At 72.4% G+C, this 21401-nt stretch carries 18 protein-coding genes; 7 read left to right on the top strand and 11 right to left on the bottom strand.

Annotation, left to right across the window (positions count from 1 at the left end; genetic code table 11):
• Positions 1–76: 76 nt before the first annotated feature.
• The gene (locus ACYVJJ_RS02310; RefSeq protein ID WP_460830766.1) at positions 77–2857 is read left to right on the top strand and encodes a M16 family metallopeptidase; all 2781 of its coding nucleotides are present in this window, start codon (positions 77–79) and stop codon (positions 2855–2857) included.
• Between the two features lie 226 nt (positions 2858–3083).
• Here ACYVJJ_RS02310 and ACYVJJ_RS02315 read toward each other — a convergent pair whose 3' ends face one another.
• The 3 genes from ACYVJJ_RS02315 to ACYVJJ_RS02325 are packed head-to-tail and all read right to left on the bottom strand — an operon-like array spanning position 3084 to position 6366.
• Positions 3084–4061, bottom strand: a complete 978-nt coding sequence (locus ACYVJJ_RS02315) for a hypothetical protein (protein WP_460830768.1) — start codon at positions 4059–4061, stop codon at positions 3084–3086.
• A gap of 5 nt (positions 4062–4066) precedes the next feature.
• Positions 4067–5728 (bottom strand): ubiquinone biosynthesis regulatory protein kinase UbiB, encoded by a 1662-nt coding sequence (gene ubiB, locus ACYVJJ_RS02320; protein ID WP_460830770.1) that lies wholly within the window; start codon positions 5726–5728, stop codon positions 4067–4069.
• Positions 5725–6366 carry a ubiquinone biosynthesis accessory factor UbiJ gene (locus tag ACYVJJ_RS02325; protein WP_460830772.1) on the bottom strand — a complete coding sequence of 214 codons (642 nt, stop codon included), beginning with the start codon at positions 6364–6366 and terminating at the stop codon, positions 5725–5727. Before ACYVJJ_RS02325 ends, ubiB begins: the two co-directional genes overlap by 4 nt.
• Positions 6367–6528: 162 nt before the next feature.
• Between ACYVJJ_RS02325 and ACYVJJ_RS02330 the strand changes: the two genes are divergently transcribed.
• Positions 6529–7257 (top strand): DUF4386 domain-containing protein, encoded by a 729-nt coding sequence (locus tag ACYVJJ_RS02330; protein ID WP_460830774.1) that lies wholly within the window; start codon positions 6529–6531, stop codon positions 7255–7257.
• A gap of 3 nt (positions 7258–7260) precedes the next feature.
• Here the strand turns inward: ACYVJJ_RS02330 and oleD are convergent, their stop codons facing one another.
• Positions 7261–8274: a 2-alkyl-3-oxoalkanoate reductase gene (oleD, locus tag ACYVJJ_RS02335; protein ID WP_460830775.1), complete on the bottom strand. Its 1014-nt coding sequence runs from the start codon at positions 8272–8274 to the stop codon at positions 7261–7263.
• On the bottom strand, positions 8271–9920 hold the full coding sequence (gene oleC, locus ACYVJJ_RS02340; protein WP_460830882.1) for an olefin beta-lactone synthetase: 1650 nt from the start codon (positions 9918–9920) through the stop codon (positions 8271–8273). Before oleC ends, oleD begins: the two co-directional genes overlap by 4 nt.
• Before the next feature lie 163 nt (positions 9921–10083).
• Between oleC and ACYVJJ_RS02345 the strand changes: the two genes are divergently transcribed.
• Positions 10084–10461, top strand: a complete 378-nt coding sequence (locus tag ACYVJJ_RS02345) for a YkgJ family cysteine cluster protein (RefSeq protein WP_460830777.1) — start codon at positions 10084–10086, stop codon at positions 10459–10461.
• Between the two features lie 201 nt (positions 10462–10662).
• On the opposite strand, the gene ACYVJJ_RS02350 is transcribed toward ACYVJJ_RS02345, so the two are convergent.
• The 4 genes from ACYVJJ_RS02350 to ACYVJJ_RS02365 form a co-directional block, all read right to left on the bottom strand.
• Entirely contained in the window at positions 10663–11610 is a 948-nt protein-coding gene (locus ACYVJJ_RS02350) for an alpha/beta fold hydrolase (RefSeq protein ID WP_460830884.1), read from the bottom strand.
• A 78-nt stretch (positions 11611–11688) separates the two neighbouring features.
• On the bottom strand, positions 11689–12705 hold the full coding sequence (locus ACYVJJ_RS02355; RefSeq protein ID WP_460830779.1) for a 3-oxoacyl-ACP synthase III: 1017 nt from the start codon (positions 12703–12705) through the stop codon (positions 11689–11691).
• Positions 12706–12813: 108 nt separating this feature from the next.
• Entirely contained in the window at positions 12814–13137 is a 324-nt protein-coding gene (locus ACYVJJ_RS02360) for a DUF4156 domain-containing protein (RefSeq protein ID WP_460830781.1), read from the bottom strand.
• Between the two features lie 61 nt (positions 13138–13198).
• Positions 13199–16060, bottom strand: a complete 2862-nt coding sequence (locus ACYVJJ_RS02365; protein WP_460830782.1) for a M16 family metallopeptidase — start codon at positions 16058–16060, stop codon at positions 13199–13201.
• A gap of 136 nt (positions 16061–16196) precedes the next feature.
• On the opposite strand from ACYVJJ_RS02365, the gene ACYVJJ_RS02370 reads away from it, so the two are divergent.
• From ACYVJJ_RS02370 to ACYVJJ_RS02385, 4 genes are read left to right on the top strand one after another with little or no spacing between them, the layout of a single operon-like run.
• On the top strand, positions 16197–16901 hold the full coding sequence (locus ACYVJJ_RS02370; RefSeq protein WP_460830784.1) for an SDR family oxidoreductase: 705 nt from the start codon (positions 16197–16199) through the stop codon (positions 16899–16901).
• A gap of 27 nt (positions 16902–16928) precedes the next feature.
• Entirely contained in the window at positions 16929–17408 is a 480-nt protein-coding gene (gene trmL, locus ACYVJJ_RS02375; protein ID WP_460830786.1) for a tRNA (uridine(34)/cytosine(34)/5-carboxymethylaminomethyluridine(34)-2'-O)-methyltransferase TrmL, read from the top strand.
• Positions 17405–18727: an SDR family oxidoreductase gene (locus ACYVJJ_RS02380; protein ID WP_460830788.1), complete on the top strand. Its 1323-nt coding sequence runs from the start codon at positions 17405–17407 to the stop codon at positions 18725–18727. The genes trmL and ACYVJJ_RS02380 overlap by 4 nt, the downstream gene beginning before the upstream one ends.
• Entirely contained in the window at positions 18724–19194 is a 471-nt protein-coding gene (locus tag ACYVJJ_RS02385; protein ID WP_460830790.1) for a DUF2269 family protein, read from the top strand. Before ACYVJJ_RS02380 ends, ACYVJJ_RS02385 begins: the two co-directional genes overlap by 4 nt.
• A 5-nt stretch (positions 19195–19199) precedes the next feature.
• Here the strand turns inward: ACYVJJ_RS02385 and wrbA are convergent, their stop codons facing one another.
• Both wrbA and ACYVJJ_RS02395 read right to left on the bottom strand, forming a co-directional pair.
• Entirely contained in the window at positions 19200–19799 is a 600-nt protein-coding gene (gene wrbA / locus ACYVJJ_RS02390; RefSeq protein WP_460830792.1) for an NAD(P)H:quinone oxidoreductase, read from the bottom strand.
• Between the two features lie 84 nt (positions 19800–19883).
• Positions 19884–21401, bottom strand: coding sequence for a tryptophan halogenase family protein (locus ACYVJJ_RS02395; protein ID WP_460830793.1), 1518 nt, complete (start codon positions 21399–21401; stop codon positions 19884–19886).

Here is a 21401-nt window from a genome sequence, read left to right on the forward strand (position 1 = left end):
CAATGCCATCGGCGATCGCACGGCCGGCGCGTGCGCCGGCGTGCAGAATCGGCGCTCCCACGCCACGATGCCGCCCGTGCCCCGTCTCCCGCCGTCCCGACGCCTGCTCCCGCTGCTCCTCGCCTGCGCCCTCGCCCCCGCCCTGCAGGCCGCGCCCACGCTGCCCCCGGGCGTCGCCGCGGGACCTTGCGTCGAAGGCATCTGCGAATACCGCCTCCCCAACGGCCTGCGCATGCTGCTATTCCCGGACGCCACGCGCCCGACGGTGACGGTCAACCTCACCTACGGGGTCGGCTCGGTGCACGAGAACTACGGCGAGACCGGCATGGCGCACCTTCTGGAGCACCTGCTGTTCAAGGGCACGCCGACGCACCGCGACATCCCCGGCGACATGAGGAAGCGCGGCATCGCCTACAACGCCACGACCTCGCTCGACCGCACCAATTACTTCGGCAGCTTTCCCGCCGACGACGCCACGCTCGACTGGCTGCTCGCGCTCGAGGCCGATCGCATGACGAACTCGTTCGTCGCGAAGAAGGATCTCGACAGCGAGATGACCGTGGTGCGCAACGAGCTCGAGGCGGGCGAGAACGAGCCGGGCCGCGTGCTCGGCCAGCGCGTGCGCGCCGCCGCGTTCGACTGGCACAACTACGGCAATTCGACGATCGGTGCGCGCAGCGACGTCGAGAACGTACCGATCGAGCGACTGCAGGCCTTCTACCGCGCGTGGTATCGGCCGGACAACGCGACCCTCGTGATCGCCGGGCGCATCGAGCCGGAGGCCGCCCTCGCCCGCGTGGTCCGGCACTTCGGTCCGCTGAAGCGGCCCGCGACGCCGCTGCCGGCCGCGTATACCGTCGAGCCCGTGCAGGACGGCGAGCGCGCCGTCACCGTCCGCCGTCGCGGCGACCTGCAGCTGCTGATGCTCGCCTACCACGTGCCCGCCATCACGCATCCCGACAGCGCCGCGCTCGCGGTGCTCGCCGACGTGCTCGGCGACGTCCCCGGCGGACGGCTGCATGCCGCGCTCGTCGAGCCGCGGCTGGCCGCGGGCACCGTCGCCGGCGTCGAGGCACTGCGCGATGCGGGCCTGGCGACGATCATCGCCGTCGCCGGTCGCGAGGCCGATGCGGTGAAGGTCGAGGCCGAGCTGCTGCGTCAGGTGGAAGCCCTCGCCACGCGCCCGGTCACCGCGGACGAGGTCGCGCGCGCACGGCAACGCATCGAGAACGTCTACGAGACCCGCCTGACCGACGTGAACGCCGTCGCCATGGGCCTAACCGGTGCGCTCGCCAGCGGCGACTGGCGCCTGTACTTCCTGCAGCGCGACCGCATCGCGAAGGTCACCGCCGACGACGTCAACCGCGTCGCGCGCGCCTACCTCAAGCCGGCCAACCGCACGCTCGGCCGCTTCGTGCCGACGGACGCACCGGACCGCGCGGAGATCCCCGTCGCGCCCGCCGCGGCCGACGCGCTGAAGGGCTATTCGGGACGCACCGCCGTCTCCGCCGGCGAGGCCTTCGAGGCCACGCTCGACAACATTGAGGCGCGCACGCAGGTCTTCACCGTCGGCGAGCGGCTGAAGGTGGCGCTGCTGCCCAAGGACACCCGCGGCGACACCGTCACCGTGCAGGCCGACTTCCGGTTCGCCGATGCCCAGGCGCTCGCGCGCGGCCCGCATCGCGCCGCCGGCCTCGTCGGCGCGATGCTGATGCGTGGCGCCCGCGGCCTCGACCGCGCCACGATCGATGCGCGCCTGACCGCGCTGCGCACGCAGGGCGGGGTTTCCGGCGGGCTGCAGGGCGCGTCGATCGACCTGCTCTCGCGCCGCGAGCACGTCGGCGAGGCCCTCGACCTCGCCGCGCGGCTGCTGCGCGAGCCGACGTTCCCCGAGGCCGAATTCGAGCAGCTGCGGCTGCAGGCGATCACCGGGCTGGACGCCTCGCGCGCCGACCCGGGCTCGATCGCGGGGCGTGCCATGGCCGAGCACTTCGACGTCTGGCCCGAGGGCCATCCGCTGCGCCATCGCTCGCTCGACGAGACCCTCGCCGACCTGCGCGCGCTCACGCTCGACGACGTGCGCCGATTCCATGCGGCCTTCTACGGCACGGCGGAAGGCGAGATCACCGTCGTCGGCGATTTCGATCCGGTGGAGATGCGTACCCGCATCGAGACGCTGTTCGCCGGCTGGCGCGCGCCGGTGCCGTTCGCGCCGATCCGCACGTCGCATGTCGACATCACGCCCGAGCGCGAGCGCCTCGCCGCGCCCGACAAGGCGAACGCTGTCGTGCTCGCGCGCCTGAACCTGCCGCTCAACGAGGCCGACCCCGACTACCCCGCCCTGCTCGTGGCCAGCAGCATCCTCGGCGGCGGCACGCTGAAGTCGCGCCTGGGCGACCGCGTCCGCCAGAAGGACGGCCTGAGCTACGGCGTCTCCAGCAGCATCAGCGCGGACGCGAGCATCGACGGCCGCGACGACGCCGGCGCGCTCACCATCCAGGCCATCGCCGCGCCGCAGAACGCCGAGCGCGTGGAGGCCGCGATCCGCGAGGAACTCGCGCGGCTCGTCAGTGGCGGCGTCACCGCGGATGAATTGCGCGACGCCGTCTCGGGCCTGCTCACCCAGCGCCGGCAGGCTCGGGCGAGCGACGCCACCGTGGCCGGCATGCTCGCGCGCAACCTCTACCTGCAGCGCACGCTCGACTTCCAGAAGCGCGTCGACGCCGCACTCGCCGCGCTGACCGTGGACGCCGTCAATGCCGCGCTGCGTCGCAAGGTCCGCCCCGAGCGGCTGAGTGTCTACCTCGCCGGGGACTTCGACGGCGCGGCACCGCCTGCGACCGCGCGATCGCCCTGACCGGGCGACCGCATGCGTGCCACATCGCGCGGTATGCAGGACGACGGCGCCGGAGCTGGAACCCCGTGCGCTGTCGCGGGGTGCCTCGTAATGCACGACTGCGCCGACGGCGATCGGCCCGGGATGCCCCGGTCGCTACGGTCCAGCCGGAGATCGCGAGGTGGTCGATCGTGACGCTTCGTGGACGCGGCCCACCCCGGCGCCGCGCGGACGTGACCGCGCCGGCTCAGCCGGGGCCGGAGCTCCCGTGCAGACGCCCGTCGCGCGCCTGCGCGGTCAGCGCGACGAGGTAGGCATACCAGTCGCGCTCGATCGCCTCCACCGGGCCGATGAGCCGCTCGAACTCGTCGACCGTGCCGCCCCGGGCGACGAGCCTGCGGAAGGCCTGTGCATGGCGGCCGCCATCGGCGTGCATCAGGAAATGCACCAGGCTCCAGTACTGCACGTAGTAGCGGTTGAACGCGGTGCTGAAGTCGGGCCCGGTATTGGTGAGCACGGCGCGCAGCGGGATCACTGCACCGCTGCGAAGGTCTTTCGCCAGGTCGCCGCTGAGCCGATGGTCGCGCAGCCACCAGACCGGATATGTCGCGGTATCGATGCGGCCCGGCTGCAGACCGCGGTCGTCGATCAGGCTGGTGCCGAAGTAGGTCGCGATGCCCTCGTCGAACCAGCGGCGCGGCGCGAAGCCCGACGCCTGGCGCATCAGCTGGTGCGTGGCCTCGTGCAGCATCCAGTGGTACGGATTGTCGCCCTCGCCGAAGTAGGCATGGCTGCGCGGGCGGAGGTAGTAGGCCTCCGCCCAGGGCATGCGGCTGCCGCTGGAGCGCTGGAACTCGCGGCGGTCGCGGTAGAGCACGAGCTCGAGGCCGCGCGCGTAGGCCGGTTCGACCGGGAACAGCCCGACGTAGGCCTCATGCAGGTGCTCGACCGCCCGGGCGACGCGCTGTGTCTGCTCGGGCGTGGCGGTCGAGAAGATAACGTAGTGCGCGGTGTCGACGCGCCGCGCGTCGGGACGCAGCGGCGGCTGGGTGGCGGGCGGCGTCGGCCGCTGCACGAGGCCCGGCGCGGGCCCGACGCCGGCCCGCGGCAGTACGCCGCGCACCCAGGCGATGCCGCCGGCGACGACCAGCACGAAGGCCAGGCCCGGGACCAGCCAGTCGAGGTGCGCGCTGAATCCACCGCGCGGGCGAATGTTGCGCGGCATGCGGCTCAGCGGCGCGGCCACGCCGCGAGCAGCGCCCACACGCCGCCGAGCGCGGCCACCCACGCCGCCGCCGGTACCGACCACAGCCGTGGCCCGCCGGTGTCGAGCGCGAACAGCACCGAGGCGACGATCAGAAGCCCCGCGCCGAGGATCGCGGCGACGGTGCGCTTCTGCATGTCGCGCACGGCGGTGGTGAGCGCAGCGAGGTCGGCCGAGCGCATCGACAGCTCCTGCCGGCCTTCCACCTGCTGCTGCAGCCACGTGTGGAGCAGGCGCGGCATGTCGGGCGCCTGGGTGACGAGCTCGGGCAGGCGCTTGCCGAATTCCATGAGGAGCCGGCGCGGGCTGTAGCGCTTGACCAGGATCCTCTGCAGCACCGGTCGCGCGACCGCGAAGATGTCGATGCGTGGATCGAGCTGGCGGCCGACGCCCTCGATGTTGAGCAGCGTCTTCTGCAGCAGGATCAGCTGCGGCTGCAGCGTGAGCTCGTACTTCTGCGCGGTGCGGAACAACTTGACCAGCACCTCGGCGAGCGAGATCTCGCTCAGCGGCCGGGTGAAGTACGGCTCGCAGACCGCGCGCGCGGCGGCCTCGAGCTCGTCGATGCGCGTGGTCGCGGGCATCCAGCCGGCGTCGACGTGCAGCTCGGCGATGCGGCGGTAGTCGCGGTTGAAGATCGCCATGAAATTCTCGGCGAGGTAGAACTGGTCCTCGTCCGAGAGCTGGCCCATGATCCCGAAGTCGAGCGCGATGAAGCGCGGGTTCTCGCGGCGCGCCGGATCGGTGTCGACCCAGATGTTGCCGGCGTGCGCGTCGGCATGGAAGAAGTTGTCGCGGAAGACCTGCGTGTAGAAGACGCGCACGCCCTTGGCCGCGAGCGCGCGGCGGTCGATGCCGGCCGCGTCGAGCGCTTCGATGTCGTCCGACGGGATGCCGTGCACGCGCTCGAGCGTGAGCACGCGGTCGCCGGTGTGCGACCAGATCACCTCGGGCACGTAGAGATCGTCCGAGTCGAGCCAGAAGCGCCGCAGCACCGAGGCATTGCCGCCCTCGCGCTGCAGGTCGAGCTCCGCGTCGAGGGTGTACTCGATCTCGCGCACTACTTCCTGCGGGCGGATCTTGTCGGCGGCCGGATGCGTGCGGTCGACGATGCCCGCGAGCGCGCGCAGCAGGGCGATGTCCTCGCGGATCTGCCGGCGGATGCCCGGGCGTAGCACCTTCACCACCACCGCGCGGCCGCTGCCCGGCAGCGTGGCCGCATGCACCTGCGCGATCGAGGCGGACGCCAGCGGCGCGGTGTCGAACGTGGCGAAGGCTTCGGCGACCGGCCGGCCGAGCGCCTGCTCGACGATCTCCCGCGCCACCTCGCCGTCGAAGGGGCGCACCCGGTCCTGCAGCTGCGCGAGCTCCTCCGCGATATCCGGCGCGATCAGGTCGCGTCGCGTGGAGAGGATCTGCCCGAACTTCACGAAGATCGGGCCGAGCTCCTGCAGCGCAAGGCGCAGGCGCGCACCACGCGAGAGCGCGACGACCTCGGTGGAGGCGCGCGGCACGAACGGGCGCGCGAGGCGCAGCCAGCGCTCGGCCGGCGTGCCGTCGAGGAGTGCGTCGAGGCGGTAGCGGATCAGCACGCGGCCGATCCGCCACGCGCGCAGGATCGGCGTCATGCGGCCCTGCGCTCGCGCAGGCGGCTGATGCGCGCGGCGAGGCGCTCGACGTCGTCGCGCAGGCCGTCGACGTCGTCGAAGAAGGCGTCGAGTTCGGCGCGCGGGATCACGTCGCGCGACTCGTGCTGCAGGAAGTCGGCGGTGTTGGTGGCGAGCACGCCCGCGGCGGTCTTCGCGCCCCGCAGCGCACCGGCAAAGAGTTCCGCCACCTGCACGCCGAGGATGTCGCCGAAGGCGGCCACGAACGGGCGCTGCCAGTCGGGGTCGAAGCGCTCGGCGAGCCGCTGCAGCCGCCGCGCGAGGTCCGCATCGCCCTCGATGCGCAGCTTGCCGACCGGCGGGGCATCGTCGCGGCGCAGGAACGGCAGCTGCGCGAGCAGGCCGCCGAGCGTCGCGCGCACGGAGAGGTCGGCTTCCTCATCCGCGACCGGCCCGACGCGCAGGCGCTCGCCGTCGACCTGCACCTGCAGCGCGAGTGCGGGCGTGGCGAGGCGGAGCACGATGCGGCGGCCGTCGAGGCTACGGAGGCTGTCGCGGGTCTCGGGGTCGAGGGCCAGCGCGCGGTTGAGCGCGGCCTCGAGCGCACGCCCGGCGAGCGGCTTCAGGGCATCGAGCGGCGAGCGGCGGCGTTCGTCCATGCGGGCATTCTATGCCGGGCGTGTGCGCCGGGCGGTGCAGGCGCGAGCGCTGCGATACGCGGGTGTCGACCGCATCGGGCGGCCGGAAGGCCGCCTGACGATCGGCACGGGGCCCGTCGGCCCGCCCGCGGCTACCGTGAAGCACCCGGCGGGAGAAATGGAATGCCCTTCAATCGACGCCACGCACTGATCGCAGGCGGGCTTTACCTGCTTCTCGTCCTCGTCGCGCCGGTGCGCCTGGTCTACATCCAGAACGAGCTGTTCGGCGGTGACTCCGCGGCCGCTGCCGTCGCGCGCATCACGGCGAACGCGGAGCTGTTCCGGCTCGGCATCGCCACCGACCTGTTCTGCGCGACGCTGGAGGTCTTCCTCACGCTCGCGCTCTACCGGCTTTTCCGCCCCGCGGGACGGCAGCCCGCCGTCCTGATGGCCGTACTCGGCCTGATGCCGGTGCCCCTCTACTTCGTCAACGTGCTCGGCGACTTCGCGATCGCGCACCTCGTGCTCGACGCGCCGGCCGACGGCACCGACGCGACACAGGCCGCCGCACTCGTGGGGCTCGCGGCGCGCCTGCACGAGGCGGGCATCCACATGCTGCAGATCTTCTGGGGCGCGTGGCTGTTCCCGCTCGCCGTCGTCGCGTGGCGCTCCGGCATCGTGCCGCGCGTCGTCGCGGCGTGGCTCGTCGTGAACGGCGCGGCCTATCTCGCGCTCAGCCTGAGCGGCATCCTCGCGCCGCAATGGGCGGCCACGGTCGCGCTTGTCGCGGTGCCGGCGCAGCTCGGCGAGATCGCGTTCACCGTCGCCCTGCTCTGGCGCGGCCTGCGGGGCGATCGGCGCGCCGTGCCGATTCCGGATGCCGCACCGGCACCGGCACCGGCACCGGCGTGATGGTCATCCGGGCGCCGGCGCGACGTGCGGCGACCAGGCCTCGCGCAGCCGCGCGAGGCCCTCGTCGAACGAGATGCGCGGCACCCAGCCGAAGTCGCGGCGCGCGGGGCCCATATCGTACCAGTGCGTGGTGACGAGCTGCTCGGCGAGGAAGCGCGTCATCGGCGGCTCGCCACGCAGCGGCAGCACGCGCCACAGGCCCTCGCAGGTAGCGCCGATCGCATAGGCGGCGCGGAACGGGATGCTGCCGCGCACCGGCGGCGCATCGACCGCGGCGAGCAGGCCGTTCATGGTCTCGCGCATGGTGCGCGGATCGCTGTTGCTGATGAAGTAGGCGCGGCCCGCGCAGGCCGCTCCCGGCGCGAGCGCGTCGAAGGCCTCGATGTGCGCGTCGGCGGCGTTGTCGACGTATGTGGTGTCGACGACGTTGCTGCCGTCGCCCACGAGCTTCAGCCGCCCCGCCTTCGCCCGTGCGACCAGCCGCGGCAGCAACTGGTTGTCGCCCGGTCCCCAGATCAGCCGCGGCCGCAGGGCCACGACCGCGAGCTCCGCCGAGTTCGCCGCGAGCACCAGCTGCTCGGCGAGCTTCTTGGTCTGCGCATACGGCGATTTCAGCCCCTCGCCGTAGGGCACGGCGTCGGCGCCGAGGCCGGCCACGGGGAACGTGGCGCGATGCGTCACGCTCGGTGTCGACGTATAGACGAGCCGCGTAATGCCGTGCGCGCGGCAGGCATCGACGACGTGCTGCGTCCCGGCGGTGTTGGCCGCGTAATACTCCGCATACGGCCCCCACGCGCCGGCCTTCGCGGCGTTGTGGAACACCGCATCGCAGCCGCGCGCCGCCGCCAGTACGCCGTCACGCGTCGCGAGGTCGCCGCGCACCTGCTCGACGCCCATCGCCTCGAGCTCCGGGTAATGCCCGCGGTTGTAGCTGACGACCTCGTGCCCGCGCGCGCGCAGCCCGCGGCACAGCGCCTGCCCGAGGAAGCCGCCGCCGCCTGTCACCAGGATCCTCATGGATGCACCTTGTCCTTTGCCCAGGCCGCGAGCGCCTCGCGGCCGATCTTCGCGTTGTGGCGGATGTCGACCGGAAACGCCGGATGCCGCAGGAAGCGCGCGATCGATGCAGCGTGCGGATGCGGCGCGCCGAGCACGCGCAACTCGCGCTCGATGCGCGACCACGCCGACGCGGGCACGCCGCCGGCGAGCTCCACGCACAGCACGGGGACCTGCGCGCCGTGCGGGCCGATGCCGACCAGCGCGGTGCGATGCACTTCGGGATGCACATTGAAGACGGGCTCCACCTGCTCGGTGTAGAGCGGCCCGGTCGAGGTTTCGACGCGATGCGTCTTGCGTCCGCAGAACCACAGCCGGCCGTCACTGTCGAAGTAGCCGACGTCGCCCATGCGGTGCACCACGCGCGTGCCGCCACCCGGCAGGTGCTCGGTGATCTTCGCGAGCCGCGTCTGCGCCTCGCGGCCGAAATACGTGTCGGTGGCGGTCGGGCCGGCGACGGTGATCTCGCCGACGGTGCCGGCCGGCACCTCGCGCGCATCCGACCACTCGGCGATCGCCGCGTCGTCGATGCCGATCACGCGCACCACGTTCGGCGCCACCGGCCGGCCCACGCAGGTGCCCGCCCCCGCTTCGGTCGCCTCGCGCGTGCCGGCGAGCTCGCGGCTCTCGATCACCGCGACCGGCAGGCATTCGGTCGCGCCGTAGGGCGTATGGAAGCCGGCATCGTCCGGCAGCAGCGCCCGCACGCGCGCGACCACGTCGGCGGGCACCGGCGCGCCGGCGGAGGTCACGCGCCGCAGCGTGGGCAGCGGCGCGCCGAAGTCGGCGAGCACGCGCATCAGCGCGGGCGAGCCGAACAGCTGCTGCGCGCCGAAGCGCGCGATCGCCGCATGCAGGCGGCGCGGATCGGCCTTCGCGGGGCGCGTCGCGTCCATGTCGGGAATGATCGACGTCAGCCCGAGCGCGGGGCCGAACAGGGCGAACGGCGGGAACGTGGGGAAGTCGACGTCGCCCTCGCGGATGCCGAGCGCGTCGCGCAGCATTGCCGCCTGCGCGACGAAGTGCCGGTGCCGGTAGACCACGCCCTTCGGCACGCCGGTGGAGCCGCTGGTGAAGAGGATCGCGGCCACGTCGTCCGGTTGCGTGTCGGCGAGCTGCGGACCGGCGTTCGCGCCATCGGCTTCGGCGCGCGCGAGCGTGTCGTCGGCGAGCCAGGCACGCGCGCCCGTGGTGATGCGCAGGCGCGCCGACGGCGCCCAGCCGAGCAGGCGGCGCGCGACGTGCGCGAGCGGGATGCCGATGAAGGCCTCCGGCCGCGCCTCGTCGAGGCATTGCTTCAGCGCGCGCTTGTCGATGCCGGGATCCACCAGCACCGGCACCGCGCCCGACTTGAACAGCGCGAACATCAGCAGGAAGAACTCGGGCGAGGGCCGCACCATCACCACGCAGCGCGTGCCCCGCGTGATGCCGCGACGCGCGAGCCCTGCGGCGATCGCGTCGCTGCGTGCATCGAGCTGCGCGTACGTGAGCTCGACGTCGTAACGCGCGAGGCCGTCGGCCCCGCGCGTGCCCGGGCAGCGCATCGCGACCTGCGCGCCGCGCTCGGCCGCCAGCCGCGGCAGCGCCGCGGCGATGTTGCAGGGCATCGACGGTTCGGACGCGGGCGTGTCGGGGGTCACGGGATCCGGGGCGGCATCGGCGCGCGGATGCGGCGCGGGGCGCACAGCTTAACCGCCTGCCTTCCGCCTGCTTGCGTGCCTCGGCAGGCGCGTCAGAATCGCGCTCCGGCCCGCTGCGACGCCCTGCGCGATGTCCCATCCCTGCCTCGCCTGCGGCGCGTGCTGCGCCGCGTTCCGCGTCTCGATGCACTGGTCGGAAGCCGATCCGGCGCTCGGCGGGGTGGTGCCGCCGGCGCTGGTCGAGACGGTGGACGCGCACCGGGTCGCCATGCGCGGCACGTGGGCGCGCGCGCCGCGCTGCATCGCGCTCGATGCGGAGATCGGCCGCTCCAGCCGCTGCACGATCCATGCGCAGCGACCGAGCCCCTGCCGCGAGGTGAGCGCCTCCTGGGAGGACGGCACCGTGGATGCGCAGTGCGACCGCGCGCGCATCGCGCACGGGCTCGCGCCGTTGACGCCGGCCGACTGGGCGGCACCGGCGCAGGCTGCGGTGATCGATCCGGCCTGACGCGTCCGGGTATGTCGGCCGCGGGCGAGGTCGCCGTGGCGATCGGTACCGGTGCGGCGCCTGCGCTCCGAGTGCCTGATGACATGAAGGCCGGCGCCGAGCCGATGTCGCGGGGCGCATGACTTGCGGGGCTGCTCGAAGCCGCGACTGCGCTTGTCGCCCGCCCGGCAAACGCGTCACGCCGACCGTGCGGTGCGACGTTCAGCCCGTGAGCGGCCCCGTGCGGTCGAGGAAATCGCGGATCGCGGGCACCAGCACCTCGTGCTTGTCCTCGAGCACGTAGTGGTTGGCATCGTCGAAGGCATGCACCTCGGCCTGCGGGAGCGCGCGCCGGAACCCGTCGAGGAAATGGCGGTCGAAGACGAAGTCGCGCAGGCCCCAGCCGATCAGCGTGGCGCGGTCGGCGAACGACGGCAGCGCCGCACCGACCTGCTCCAGCAGCGGCCACGCGCGATCGCCGGGCTGCAGGGGGATGTCCTGCATGAAGCGGATCGTCGAGATCGCGTCCACCCAGCCGTGGTAAGGCGCATCGAAGGCGTCGCGCACGGCACGTGGCATGCGCCGTGTTACGCCGAACCGCGAGGCGCCACGCGCGAACAGGTTGAAGCGGCGGATCGCCCAGGCACCGAGGCGCGAGTCGCGCCCGAGCGAGAGCTGCCACGGCATCGGTTTCGCTTCGGGCAGCGGGAACGCGGCGGTGTTGAGGATGACGAGCCGCTGCACCTGCGGCATGTGCGCCATCGCCCAGCCGAAGCCGATCATGCCGCCCCAGTCGTGCACCGCGAGCGTCACCGGACCGGTGACGCGGAGGCGATCGAGCAGCGCCGTCAGGTCATCGACGCGCGACTGCAGCGTGTAGTCGTAATGCGCTGGATCGGACGAGGGCGCGCGGGGCGGGCGCACGCCGCCGCCGTCGTCGGGCTTGTCGGACAGCCCCATGCCGACGTGGTCCGGCACGATGCAGCGGTAGCGGTCACGCAGGCCGAGCACGAGGTGGCGCCAGTAGTAGCTCCACGACGGATTGCCGTGGACCATCACGACGACCTCGCCGTCGCGCGGGCCCTCGTCGAGATAGCTCATCGCGATACCCGGCCGCACCTGGAGGCGCTGCGGGACGAAGGGGTAGTCGGGGAACGTCGCGGGGTCCATCGCCGTCATGTCGTCAGGCCTGAAAGCACGCGGCCGCACGAGGCGGCCGGTGGTGTCGCGGTCGATACGCCCGGCGCGTTACCAGACGACTTCCGCCATCGAGCAGTTCAGGCCCGAGCCGATGCCGAGCAGCGCGACGCGGTCGCCCTTCTTCAGGCGGCCCATCTCGCGCAGCTTGGAGAGCACGATCGGTACCGAGGCCGGGCCGATGTTGCCGTGCTCGCCGAAGATGGTGAGCACCTTCTTGGGATCGATGCCCATCGCCTTGGTGAAGGCCGCGGTGTGCACCTTGCTCACCTGGTGCACGACGAACTCGTCGAGCTCCTCGGCGACCCAGCCGAGCTTCTGGCGTGCGACGGCGAAGGTCTTCTGCGCGAGCTTGACGCCCTCGATGAGCAGCTGGCGCGTGTCGGTGACCATGCCGTCGAGATTGCCGCGGCAGAGCTTGTTCCATTCGGTCGCCGCGCGCGTGACGCCGCCCTTGTAGCGCGGCGCGCCCGGCGCGAGCTCGGCGCGCGCCATCACCATCGCGGCGGCGCCCGAGCCGAGCGTGAGCGTCGCGAGCTCGTTGCGGAAGGCTTCCTCGGTGACGTCGGCGCGCGTGAGGCGCTCGATGGTCTTCTCGTAGGCGAGGTCCGCCGTCTCGCCGTCGACGACGAGCGCGTAGTCGATCTCGCCGCGCTCGATCATGCGCGCGGCGATGTCCATGCCGTTGATGAAGGCCAGGCAGGCGTTGGCGACGTCGAAGTTCTGGCAGGTATCGGGCAGGCCGAGGTTGCCGGAGACGATCGAGGCCGTGCTCGGTTCGAGGTAGTCGCGGCTGACCGAGGTATTGACCAGCAGGCCCATGCGCGAGGGGTCCACGCCCGCGTCGGCGAGCGCCTTCACCGCCGCGAGCGTGGCCGCGTCGGAGGCGAGCATCGGGCCGTCCCACAGGCGGCGCGCGTCGACGCCGGCGATGTCCTTGATGACATCGGTCTTGATGCCGAGCCGGTCGAGCGTCGGCTGCAGGCGCGCGTTGATCTCGTCCGTGGTGAGGCGACGCGGGGCGTCGATGTGGGCGAGGCCGGCGATGGCGACGTGCTGGAACAGCATGGGTGGGCTCGGGGACGGCAGGGAACACGCTAGCTTAACGCGCGTGACCCTAACGCGCACGCCGGCGTACGGCCGCGGCGGTGCGTTCAGGGCTGTCGTTCAGCGGCCTCAGCGCGGGCAGCGCCAGGCGGTGTAGCGCTGGCTGCCGTCGACGGGCGGCGCGACCGGGCGCACCGCGGTCGCGCCGAGGCCGACGGCCTCGTTGCGGGCCATCGACTCGAGCTCCTCGCGCACGCGCAGCGGATTGCGCTCGTAAAAGGCGACGCGATCGGTGACGTTCACCTCGATCTCGCCGAGCTGCGTGCAGCCCGCGGTGGCGGCGTTCGCGGGGAGCACGCGCACCGCGGCGGCCCCGCCCTGCAGCGGCACCCAGGTGCAGGCGGACGTCGCGAGCGCGAACGCGCCGATCGTGATCAGGCGGGAGGACGGCATTCGGATTCTCCAGGTGGCGGCGCGCGGAGTGTCGCCCCGCGCGCCTGAACCGGCCTCGGGCTCAGCGCGGCGCCGGCTGGCCGTCGGCGTCGAGCGTCTTCGCCTCGCCCAGGTCGAGCGCCTTCACGGGCGCCTCGATCTTTTCGAGGTCGCCGACGACCACCCACGTGAGCCTCGACGGGTCGATGCGCTTGGCCGCTTCGGCGGCGAGCTGCGGCGTCATCGCCTCGTTGCGCGCCTTGTAGCGCAGGATGTAGTCGGCCGGGCGCCCGTAGCGCAGGTCGGCGGCGACCTGCGACAGCACCGCCGAGCCGGTCTCGAACGCGCCCGGCAGGCTCAGCGTGTTGGCCGCGCGGATCTTCGCGACCTCCTCCGCGCTCGGCGGCTTCGTGCCGGCCGCGAACTCGGTGATTTCCCGGCGCAGCTCGGCGATCGACTCGGCGGTCTTGTCGCTCTGCACGGCGGCCGAGGCGATCCACGGCCGCGGGCCGAGCGCATTGGTCGCGTTGCTGTAGGCGCCGTAGGCCCAGTGCTTGGTCTCGCGCAGGTTCATGTTCAGGCGCGAGGAGAACTCGCCGCCGAGCACGCCGTTGGCGAAGTCGAAGTCCACCGTGGCCGCATCGCGCGTGGACGGCACCACCTGCGCGACGTAGACGTTGCTCTGGATGGCGCCGGGCTGGTCGACGAGGAAGACGCGCGATCCCGACGGCCGCGCGACATCCTGCACCGCCGGCAGCGACGGCGCGCCGGCCGGCGAGCGCCAGTCGCCGAAGCGCTTCTCGAGCTCGGGCACGATCTCGGCGAGCGTGGTGTCGCCGACGATGACGATGCGCGCCTTTTCCGGCTGCAGCCAGTTGCGGTGGAAGCCGACGAGGTCGTCGCGGTCGATCGAGGCGATCGAGGCTTCGGTGCCGGAGCCGGTGAACGGGATCGCATACGGATGCCCGGCGCCGTACAGCAGCGGCGGCAGGACGCGCAGCGCCGCGGTCTGCGGCCGCGCCTTCTCCTGCTTGATGCCGGCCAGCCACTGCGCGCGCACGCGCTCGAGCTCGGCGGCGTCGAAGCGCGGACGGCGCACGACGTCGGCATAGAGGTCGAGCGACTCGCCGAGTTTGTCGGTGAGCGCCGACAGCCCGATCGCGGCATGGTCGAGGCCCGCGCCGGCGCTGATGTCCGCGCCGAGGCCTTCGGCGCGCGCCTTGAGCGGCAGCGCGCCGAGCTCGCCGGCGCCCTCGTCGAGCATCTGCATGGTGAAGCTGGCGAGGCCGAGGGTGCCGCCGGCATCGGCGCTGTAGCCGCCCGGGAATTCCATCGACATCTGCACGACCGGCACCTCGTGGCGCTCGACCAGCGCGACGGTCATGCCGTTCGACAGCGTGGCCGTCTGCGGCGCGGCGAAGCGCAGCTCGGGGAAGGTCGCGGTCTTCGGCGGGCCGGCGCTGCGGTCGACGTCGGTCTTGACCGTCTTGAACTTCGGATCGGGCTTCGGCAGCGGCGCGGGCTTCGTCGCAGGCGCAGCGACCACGCGCTCGGGCAGCGCGGAGGCCGGCGTGTCGCCCGGCTGCACGATGATCGTGTGCGAGCCGGTGCCGAGCCACCTGCGGCCGACCTCGCGCAGCTGCGCGGGTGTGGCCGCCATCAGCGTGGCGAGCTCCTGCTTGTAGCAGTCGGGACGCCCCTCGAAGACGGCGCATTCGGCGAGCACGTCGGACTTGCCGCCGAAGCCGCCGATGCGCTCGACGCCGCGCACGAAGCCCGCGCGGATCGCGGTGCGCGCCTGCTCGAGCTCCGCTGTGGTCGGGCCCTGCTCGACCAGGCGCTTGAGCTCCTCGTCGATCACCGCCTCGACTTTCGCTGCATCCACGCCCTGCTTCACGTCGGCGGTGACGAAGAAGGTGCTCGCGAGCTCGGCGTCCCACAGGAACGTGCCGACGCTGTCGACCAGCTTGTCACCGTAGACCAGGCGCGCGTCGAGGCGCGAGGTCGCGCTGCTGCCGAGGATCTGGCTGAAGAGCTCCAGCAGCGTGGCGTCGCGCGAGCCGGCCTGCGCGACCGGCCAGGCACGGTAGATGCGCACCTGCGGCACGCGGTCGGGAATCGACTCGCGCGTGGCCTGCGCACGCTTGGGGATATTCGGCGCCATCTCCGGCAGCGTGGCGGTGGCGGGGATGTCGCCGAAGTAGCGCGTCACCTTCTGCTTCGCGGTGGCGACGTCGATGTCGCCGGCGAGCACGAGCACCGCATTGTTCGGGCCGTACCAGCTCTTGAACCACGTCTTGACGTCGTCGAGCGTGGCGGCATTGAGGTCGGCCATCGAGCCGATGGTCTGCCACGAATACGGATGGCCGGCCGGGTACAGGGCCTCGAACATGCGCGCGGTGATTCGGCGGCCGTAGGGCTGGTTCTCGCCCTGGCGCTTCTCGTTCTGCACCACGCCGCGCTGCTCGTCGAGCACCTTCTGGTCGATCGCGCCGAGCAGGTGGCCCATGCGATCCGATTCCATCCACAGCGCCATGTCGAGTGCGCTGGTCGGCACGTTCTGGAAGTAGTTGGTGCGGTCGACGTCGGTGGTGCCGTTCTGGTCGGTCGCGCCGACCATCTCGAACGGACCGAAGAACTCGTCGCGGTAGTTTTCCGAGCCGTTGAACATCAGGTGCTCGAACAGATGCGCGAAGCCGGTGCGTCCGGGCGTCTCGTTCTTGCTGCCGACGTGGTACCAGAGGTTCACCGCCACGATCGGCGCCTTGCGGTCGGTGTGCACGATCACGCGCAGGCCGTTCGGCAGGGTGAACTGCTCGTAGGGGATCTCGACGCCGGCGGGCGCCGCGGCGGGCGCGGCGAGGACGGGCGTCGCGATGCCCGCAAGGGCGGCGGCGAGGGCGAGGGACAGCACCGCGGTGCGCGGGCGGGCGACAGGCTTCATCGGTGGACTCCGGGACGGGGCCGGCGTGGACGCCGGACGCGGCATCGTAGCCGAGGCCGACGCGCGGGCCGCGCGTCTTCGCATCGGCCGCATGCGCCGCGCCTAGACTGGGGTGCATCCCCCAGGAGGCCCGGCCATGGCCCGTCGCAATGTCCTCGTCACCGGCGCGAACCGCGGGCTCGGGCTCGAGTACTGCCGGCAGTTGCTCGCACGCGGCGACCACGTCGTCGCCACGGCGCGACGCCCCGCGCAAGCGCACGAGCTCGGCCGGCTGGTCGCCGAGCATCCGGGGCGCCTGCACGTGCTGCCGCTCGATGTCGCCGACCCGAAGTCCGAGGTCGAGGTCGCGCGCGAGCTGCCGCTCGTGCTCGGCGACGAACGCCTGCACCTGCTGATCAACAACGCCGGGCTGCTGCATTCCGGCGAACGCTGGCCGCACGTGCCCGCGGCGAACTTCGAGGACAGCTTCCGCACCAATGCGATGGGCCCGTTCCTGCTCACGCAGGCGCTCGCGCCGTACCTCGCCGACGGCGCCCGCGTGGTCTGCATGAGCTCGCAGCTCGGCTCGATCGAGCGCACCACGCGCTTCGGCACCCCGACCTACTGCGTCACCAAGGCGGCGCTCAACATGGTGGTCCGGCTGCTGTCGGCGGCCTTGCACGAACGCGACATCAGGGTGGTGGCGCTGCATCCGGGCTGGGTGCAGACCGACATGGGTGGCGAGCAGGCGCCGCTGCAGGCGGCGCAGTCGGTCGCCGGGCTCCTGGGGGTCATCGACGGCCTGGGCCGCACCGACACCGGTCGCTTCCTCGACTGGCAGGGCGAGGCGCTGCCGTGGTGACGCGCCTGCTGCGGCGATAATCGCCGGATGGTCGACGTCGTCCTCTACCAGCCCGAGATTCCGCCCAATACGGGCAACGTGATCCGCCTGTGCGCGAACACCGGCGCGCGGCTGCATCTCGTCGAGCCGCTGGGCTTCGACATGGACGATCGCCAGCTCAAGCGCGCGGGGCTCGACTACCACGAGTACGCGGCCGTGCGCGTGCATCGCGACCTGGACACCGCCCTCGCCCACCTGCGCGACCGGCACGGCGAGGCGTTCCGCCTGTTCGCGTTGAGCACGCGCGGCACGCAGCGCTTCGACACGCCGGCCTACCGTGAGGGCGACGCCTTCCTGTTCGGGCCGGAGACGCGCGGCCTGCCCGACGACGTGCTCGAGGCCGTGCCGGCGCCGCAGCGCCTGCGCCTGCCGATGCGACCGCAGGTGCGCAGCCTGAATTTGTCGAACGCGGTGGCGGTGGTGGTCTTCGAGGCCTGGCGGCAGCAGGGTTACGAAGGCGGCGCATGAGCCACGACGTCGCCCCCGCCCCGACGCCACCGCGTGCGCTGCGCGTGCTGGTGACGGGTGCGACGGGCTTCATCGGCGGCGCGGTGGTGGAGGCACTGCTCGCGCGCGGGCATGTGCCCGTGCCTGCAGTGCGCGACGTCGACGCCGCGAAACGCCGCTGGCCGCAGCTAGAGCCGATCGCCTGCGACTTCCTGCGCGATGTCGAGCCCGACGCATGGCGACCGCGCCTGGCAGGCATCGACGCGGTGGTCAATGCGGTCGGCATCCTTCGCGAATCAGGCGGCGCGAGCTTCGACGCGCTGCATTCGGCCGCGCCCCGTGCGCTGTTCGCCGCCTGCGCGGACGCCGGCGTGCGACGCATCGTGCAGGTGTCCGCGCTCGGTGCCGATGCGCAGGCGACGAGCCGCTACCACGGCTCCAAGCGTGCGGCCGACGACGCCGTGCTCGCGCTGCCGGTGGAGGGCGTGGTGATCCAGCCCTCGGTGGTCTTCGCACCGGGCGGCGCGAGCGCGGCCGCCTTCCTCGCGATGGCGAGCCTGCCCGTGCTCGCCCTGCCGGGTGGCGGCGTGCAGCGTCTCGCACCGGTGCATCGCGACGACGTGGTCGAGGCGATCCTGCGTGCGCTGGAGCACCCGGCGCCCCCTGCACGCATCGAGGCGGTCGGGCCGGCGTGCATGGCGCTGCGCGACTACCTCGCGCGGCTGCGTCGGCAGCTCGGCGGCGGTGCCTTGCGCGTGCTGCCGGTGCCGATGCCGCTCGTGCGGCAGGCCGCGCGCGTGATGGCACGCGTCCCGGGCTCGATCGTCGATCCGGAGACGATCGCGATGCTCGAGCGCGGCAACTGCGCCGCGGCCGGGCCCTTCGCGTCGTTCCTCGGCCGCATGCCGCGCGCGGTCGAGGCCTTCGTCACGCCCGCGGAGGCGCCGATGCTGCGACGCGAGGCGCAACTGCGCGTGCTGCTGCCCGCGGCGCGGCTCGCGCTCGCGATCGTGTTCGTCGTCACCGGCCTGCTCTCGCTCGGCCTGTACCCGCTCGACGCCAGCCGTGCCCTGCTCGCGCGCGCCGGGCTGCACGGCCTGGCCGCCGACGTCGCGCTGTTCGGCGGCGCCGCGATCGACATCGCCCTCGGACTCGGCCTGCTCGCACCTCGGCGGTGGCGACGCCCCGCGTACCTCGCGTCGATCGCGCTCGTGCTGAGCTACACGGCGATCATCAGCATCGCGCTCCCCGAGTTCTGGCGCCATCCGTTCGGGCCGGTGCTCAAGAACCTCCCGATCCTCGTCCTGCTGTGGATGCTGCACGCGCTCGACCGCCGATGAACGACTACCTGCTCGTCAAGACGCTGCACATCCTCTCCGCCACGATCCTGTTCGGCACGGGCATCGGCACCGCGTTCTACCTTCTGGTCACCACGCTCGGTCGCGACGTGCGCGTGGTGGCGGCGGTCACCCGCTGGGTCGTCATCGCCGACTGGCTGTTCACCGCGACCACGGCGGTCGCGCAGCCACTCACCGGCTGGTGGCTCGCGCACCGCATGGGCATGCCGCTGATGGAGGTGGCGTGGCTCCGCACGTCCGTCGTCCTCTACGCGCTCGCGATCGCCTGCTGGCTGCCGGTGGTGGGGCTGCAGATCCGCCTGCGCGACCTCGCAGCGGCCGCCGCGCGCGACGGCACCGCGCTGCCGCCGGCTTACTGGCGCGTATTCCGCGGGTGGGTGCTGCTCGGGGTGCCGGCGCTGTTCGCCTTCCTGGCGATCTTCTGGCTGATGGTGGCCAAGCCGGCGTAGGCGCGTCAGCCGGCCAGCTTCGCCGCCAGCTCCGCCACCGTGCGGCCCTGGAACCGCGCGCCGTCGAGCTCGTTCTGCGACGGCCGGCGGGCGCCGTCGCCGCCGGTGATCGTGGTCGCGCCGTAGGGCGCGCCGCCGGTCACCTCGTCGAGCCGCATCTGTCCCTGGAAGCTGTAGGGCAGGCCGACGGTGACCATGCCGAAGTGCATCAGGTTGGTGAGGATCGCGAAGAGCGTCGTCTCCTGCCCGCCGTGCTGCGTGGCGGTCGAGGTGAAGGCCGCGCCGACCTTGCCGGTGAGCGCGCCGGTCGCCCACAGGCCGCCGCACTGGTCGAGGAAGTTGGCCATCTGCGAGGCCATGCGCCCGAAGCGGGTGCCGACGCCGACGATGATCGCGTCGTACTGCGGCAGCTCGTCGACCTTCGCGATCGGCGCGGGCTGGTCGAGCCTGTAGCCCGACTTGCGCGCGACCTCCTCGGGCACGAGCTCGGGCACGCGGCGGATATCGACCTGCGCGCCGGCCTCGCGCGCGCCTTCGGCGACGGCCTCGGCCATCGTCTCGACGTGGCCGTAGGCGGAGTAATAGAGGATGAGGACGCGCGCCATGGGCAGCTCCGTGGACGGGGAGCTGCGATGACACGCGCGTCCGCGTTACAGGGGCGTCGAGGCCATGCGACGGTCGCGCACGGCTCAGGCCGGCATCGCGCTCTTTCCCGCTGCAGCGTTCGCCGGGCAGTACCGCTCGACATACGCCTGGTGCGGGGGCAATTGCGCGACGGTGCGCTCGATGCCGCCACGGATGCCGTCGAGGAACCCGCGCAGCTCAGCATCGCCCATCAGCCGCGCCACCGGGTGGTAGCCGTGCGGCGTGATGCCCTGCCCGAGCATCACCTGGATCCACGAGTTCTCCGCGAAGAGCTCGCCCGGCTCGCGGAACACACGCCCGGTCTCGCGGAACAGCTCGATCCGGTGGCGCAGCGACGCCGGCACGGTCATCTCGCGGCAGCCGCGCCAGAACGCGGTGTCCCGCCGGTCGGTGACGTGGTAATGCAGGATGATGAAGTCGCGGATGTGCTCGATCTCCGCGCGCGTCTGCCGGTTGTACTCCGCGATGTCGTGTGCGCTGATGCCCGCCGCCGGGAACATCTGCAGCAGGCGGACGATGCCGCGCTGGATCAGGTGGATGCTGGTCGACTCGATCGGCTCGAGGAAGCCGCTGGCGAGCCCCATCGCGACGCAGTTGCCGCGCCAGGTCTCGCGGCGCTGGCCGGGCTGGAAGCGGATCACGCGCGGCTCGGTCAATACCTCGCCCTGCACGTTGGCGAGCAGCGTCGAGATCGCGGTGTCGTCGTCGACGTCACGGTGGCTGAAGACCAGGCCGTTGCCCACGCGATGCTGAAGCGGGATGCGCCACTGCCAGCCGGCGTCGCGGGCGATCGAGCGGGTGTACGGCACGGCCTGGCCCACGCTCGCCGTCTGCAGCGCCACCGCGCGGTCGCAGTGCAGCCAGTGCGACCAGTCCTCGAACTCCGCGCCGAGCGTCTGGCCGATGAGCAGCGCGCGAAAGCCGGTGCAGTCGATGAAGAGGTCGCCCTCGATGCGATCGCCCGACGCGAGCCGCAATGCGGCGATGCGGTCGGCGCCCTCGCCCCGCACCACGTCGGCGATCTTCCCTTCCACGCGACGCACGCCGAAGCCCTCGCTGAAGCGCCGCAGGAAGCGCGCGTACAGCCCGGCGTCCATGTGGAAGGCGTAATTCATGCCGCCGCGCGGCAGGTGCGCGAAGCGGTCCTCCTGCGCGGCGCGCAGCTCCAGGCAATAGTCGCCGTAGTCCGAGGCGAGCCCGCGCGCGCGGCCGTGCAGCCAGAAGTGCTGGAAGCCCGCCGTCCAGTGGTCGGTGCCGGTCGTGCCGAACGAATGGATGTAGTCGCGGCCGACGTCGCGCCAGTTCTCGAACGAGATGCCGAGCTTGAACGTGGCCTGCGTGGCGGCCATGAACTCCGCCTCATTGAGGTCGAGCAGGCGATGGAAGGTGACGAGCGTGGGGATCGTCGCTTCGCCCACGCCGACGGTGCCGATTTCGTCGGACTCCACCAGCACGATGTCGAGCTGCCGGCCCAGCGTCTTGCCCAGCGCGGCGGCAACCATCCAGCCCGCGGTACCGCCGCCGGCGATCACGACGCGTCGGATCGGGGTGTTTTCGTGCAT

This window comes from Lysobacter humi (ex Lee et al. 2017) (genome assembly GCF_054781815.1).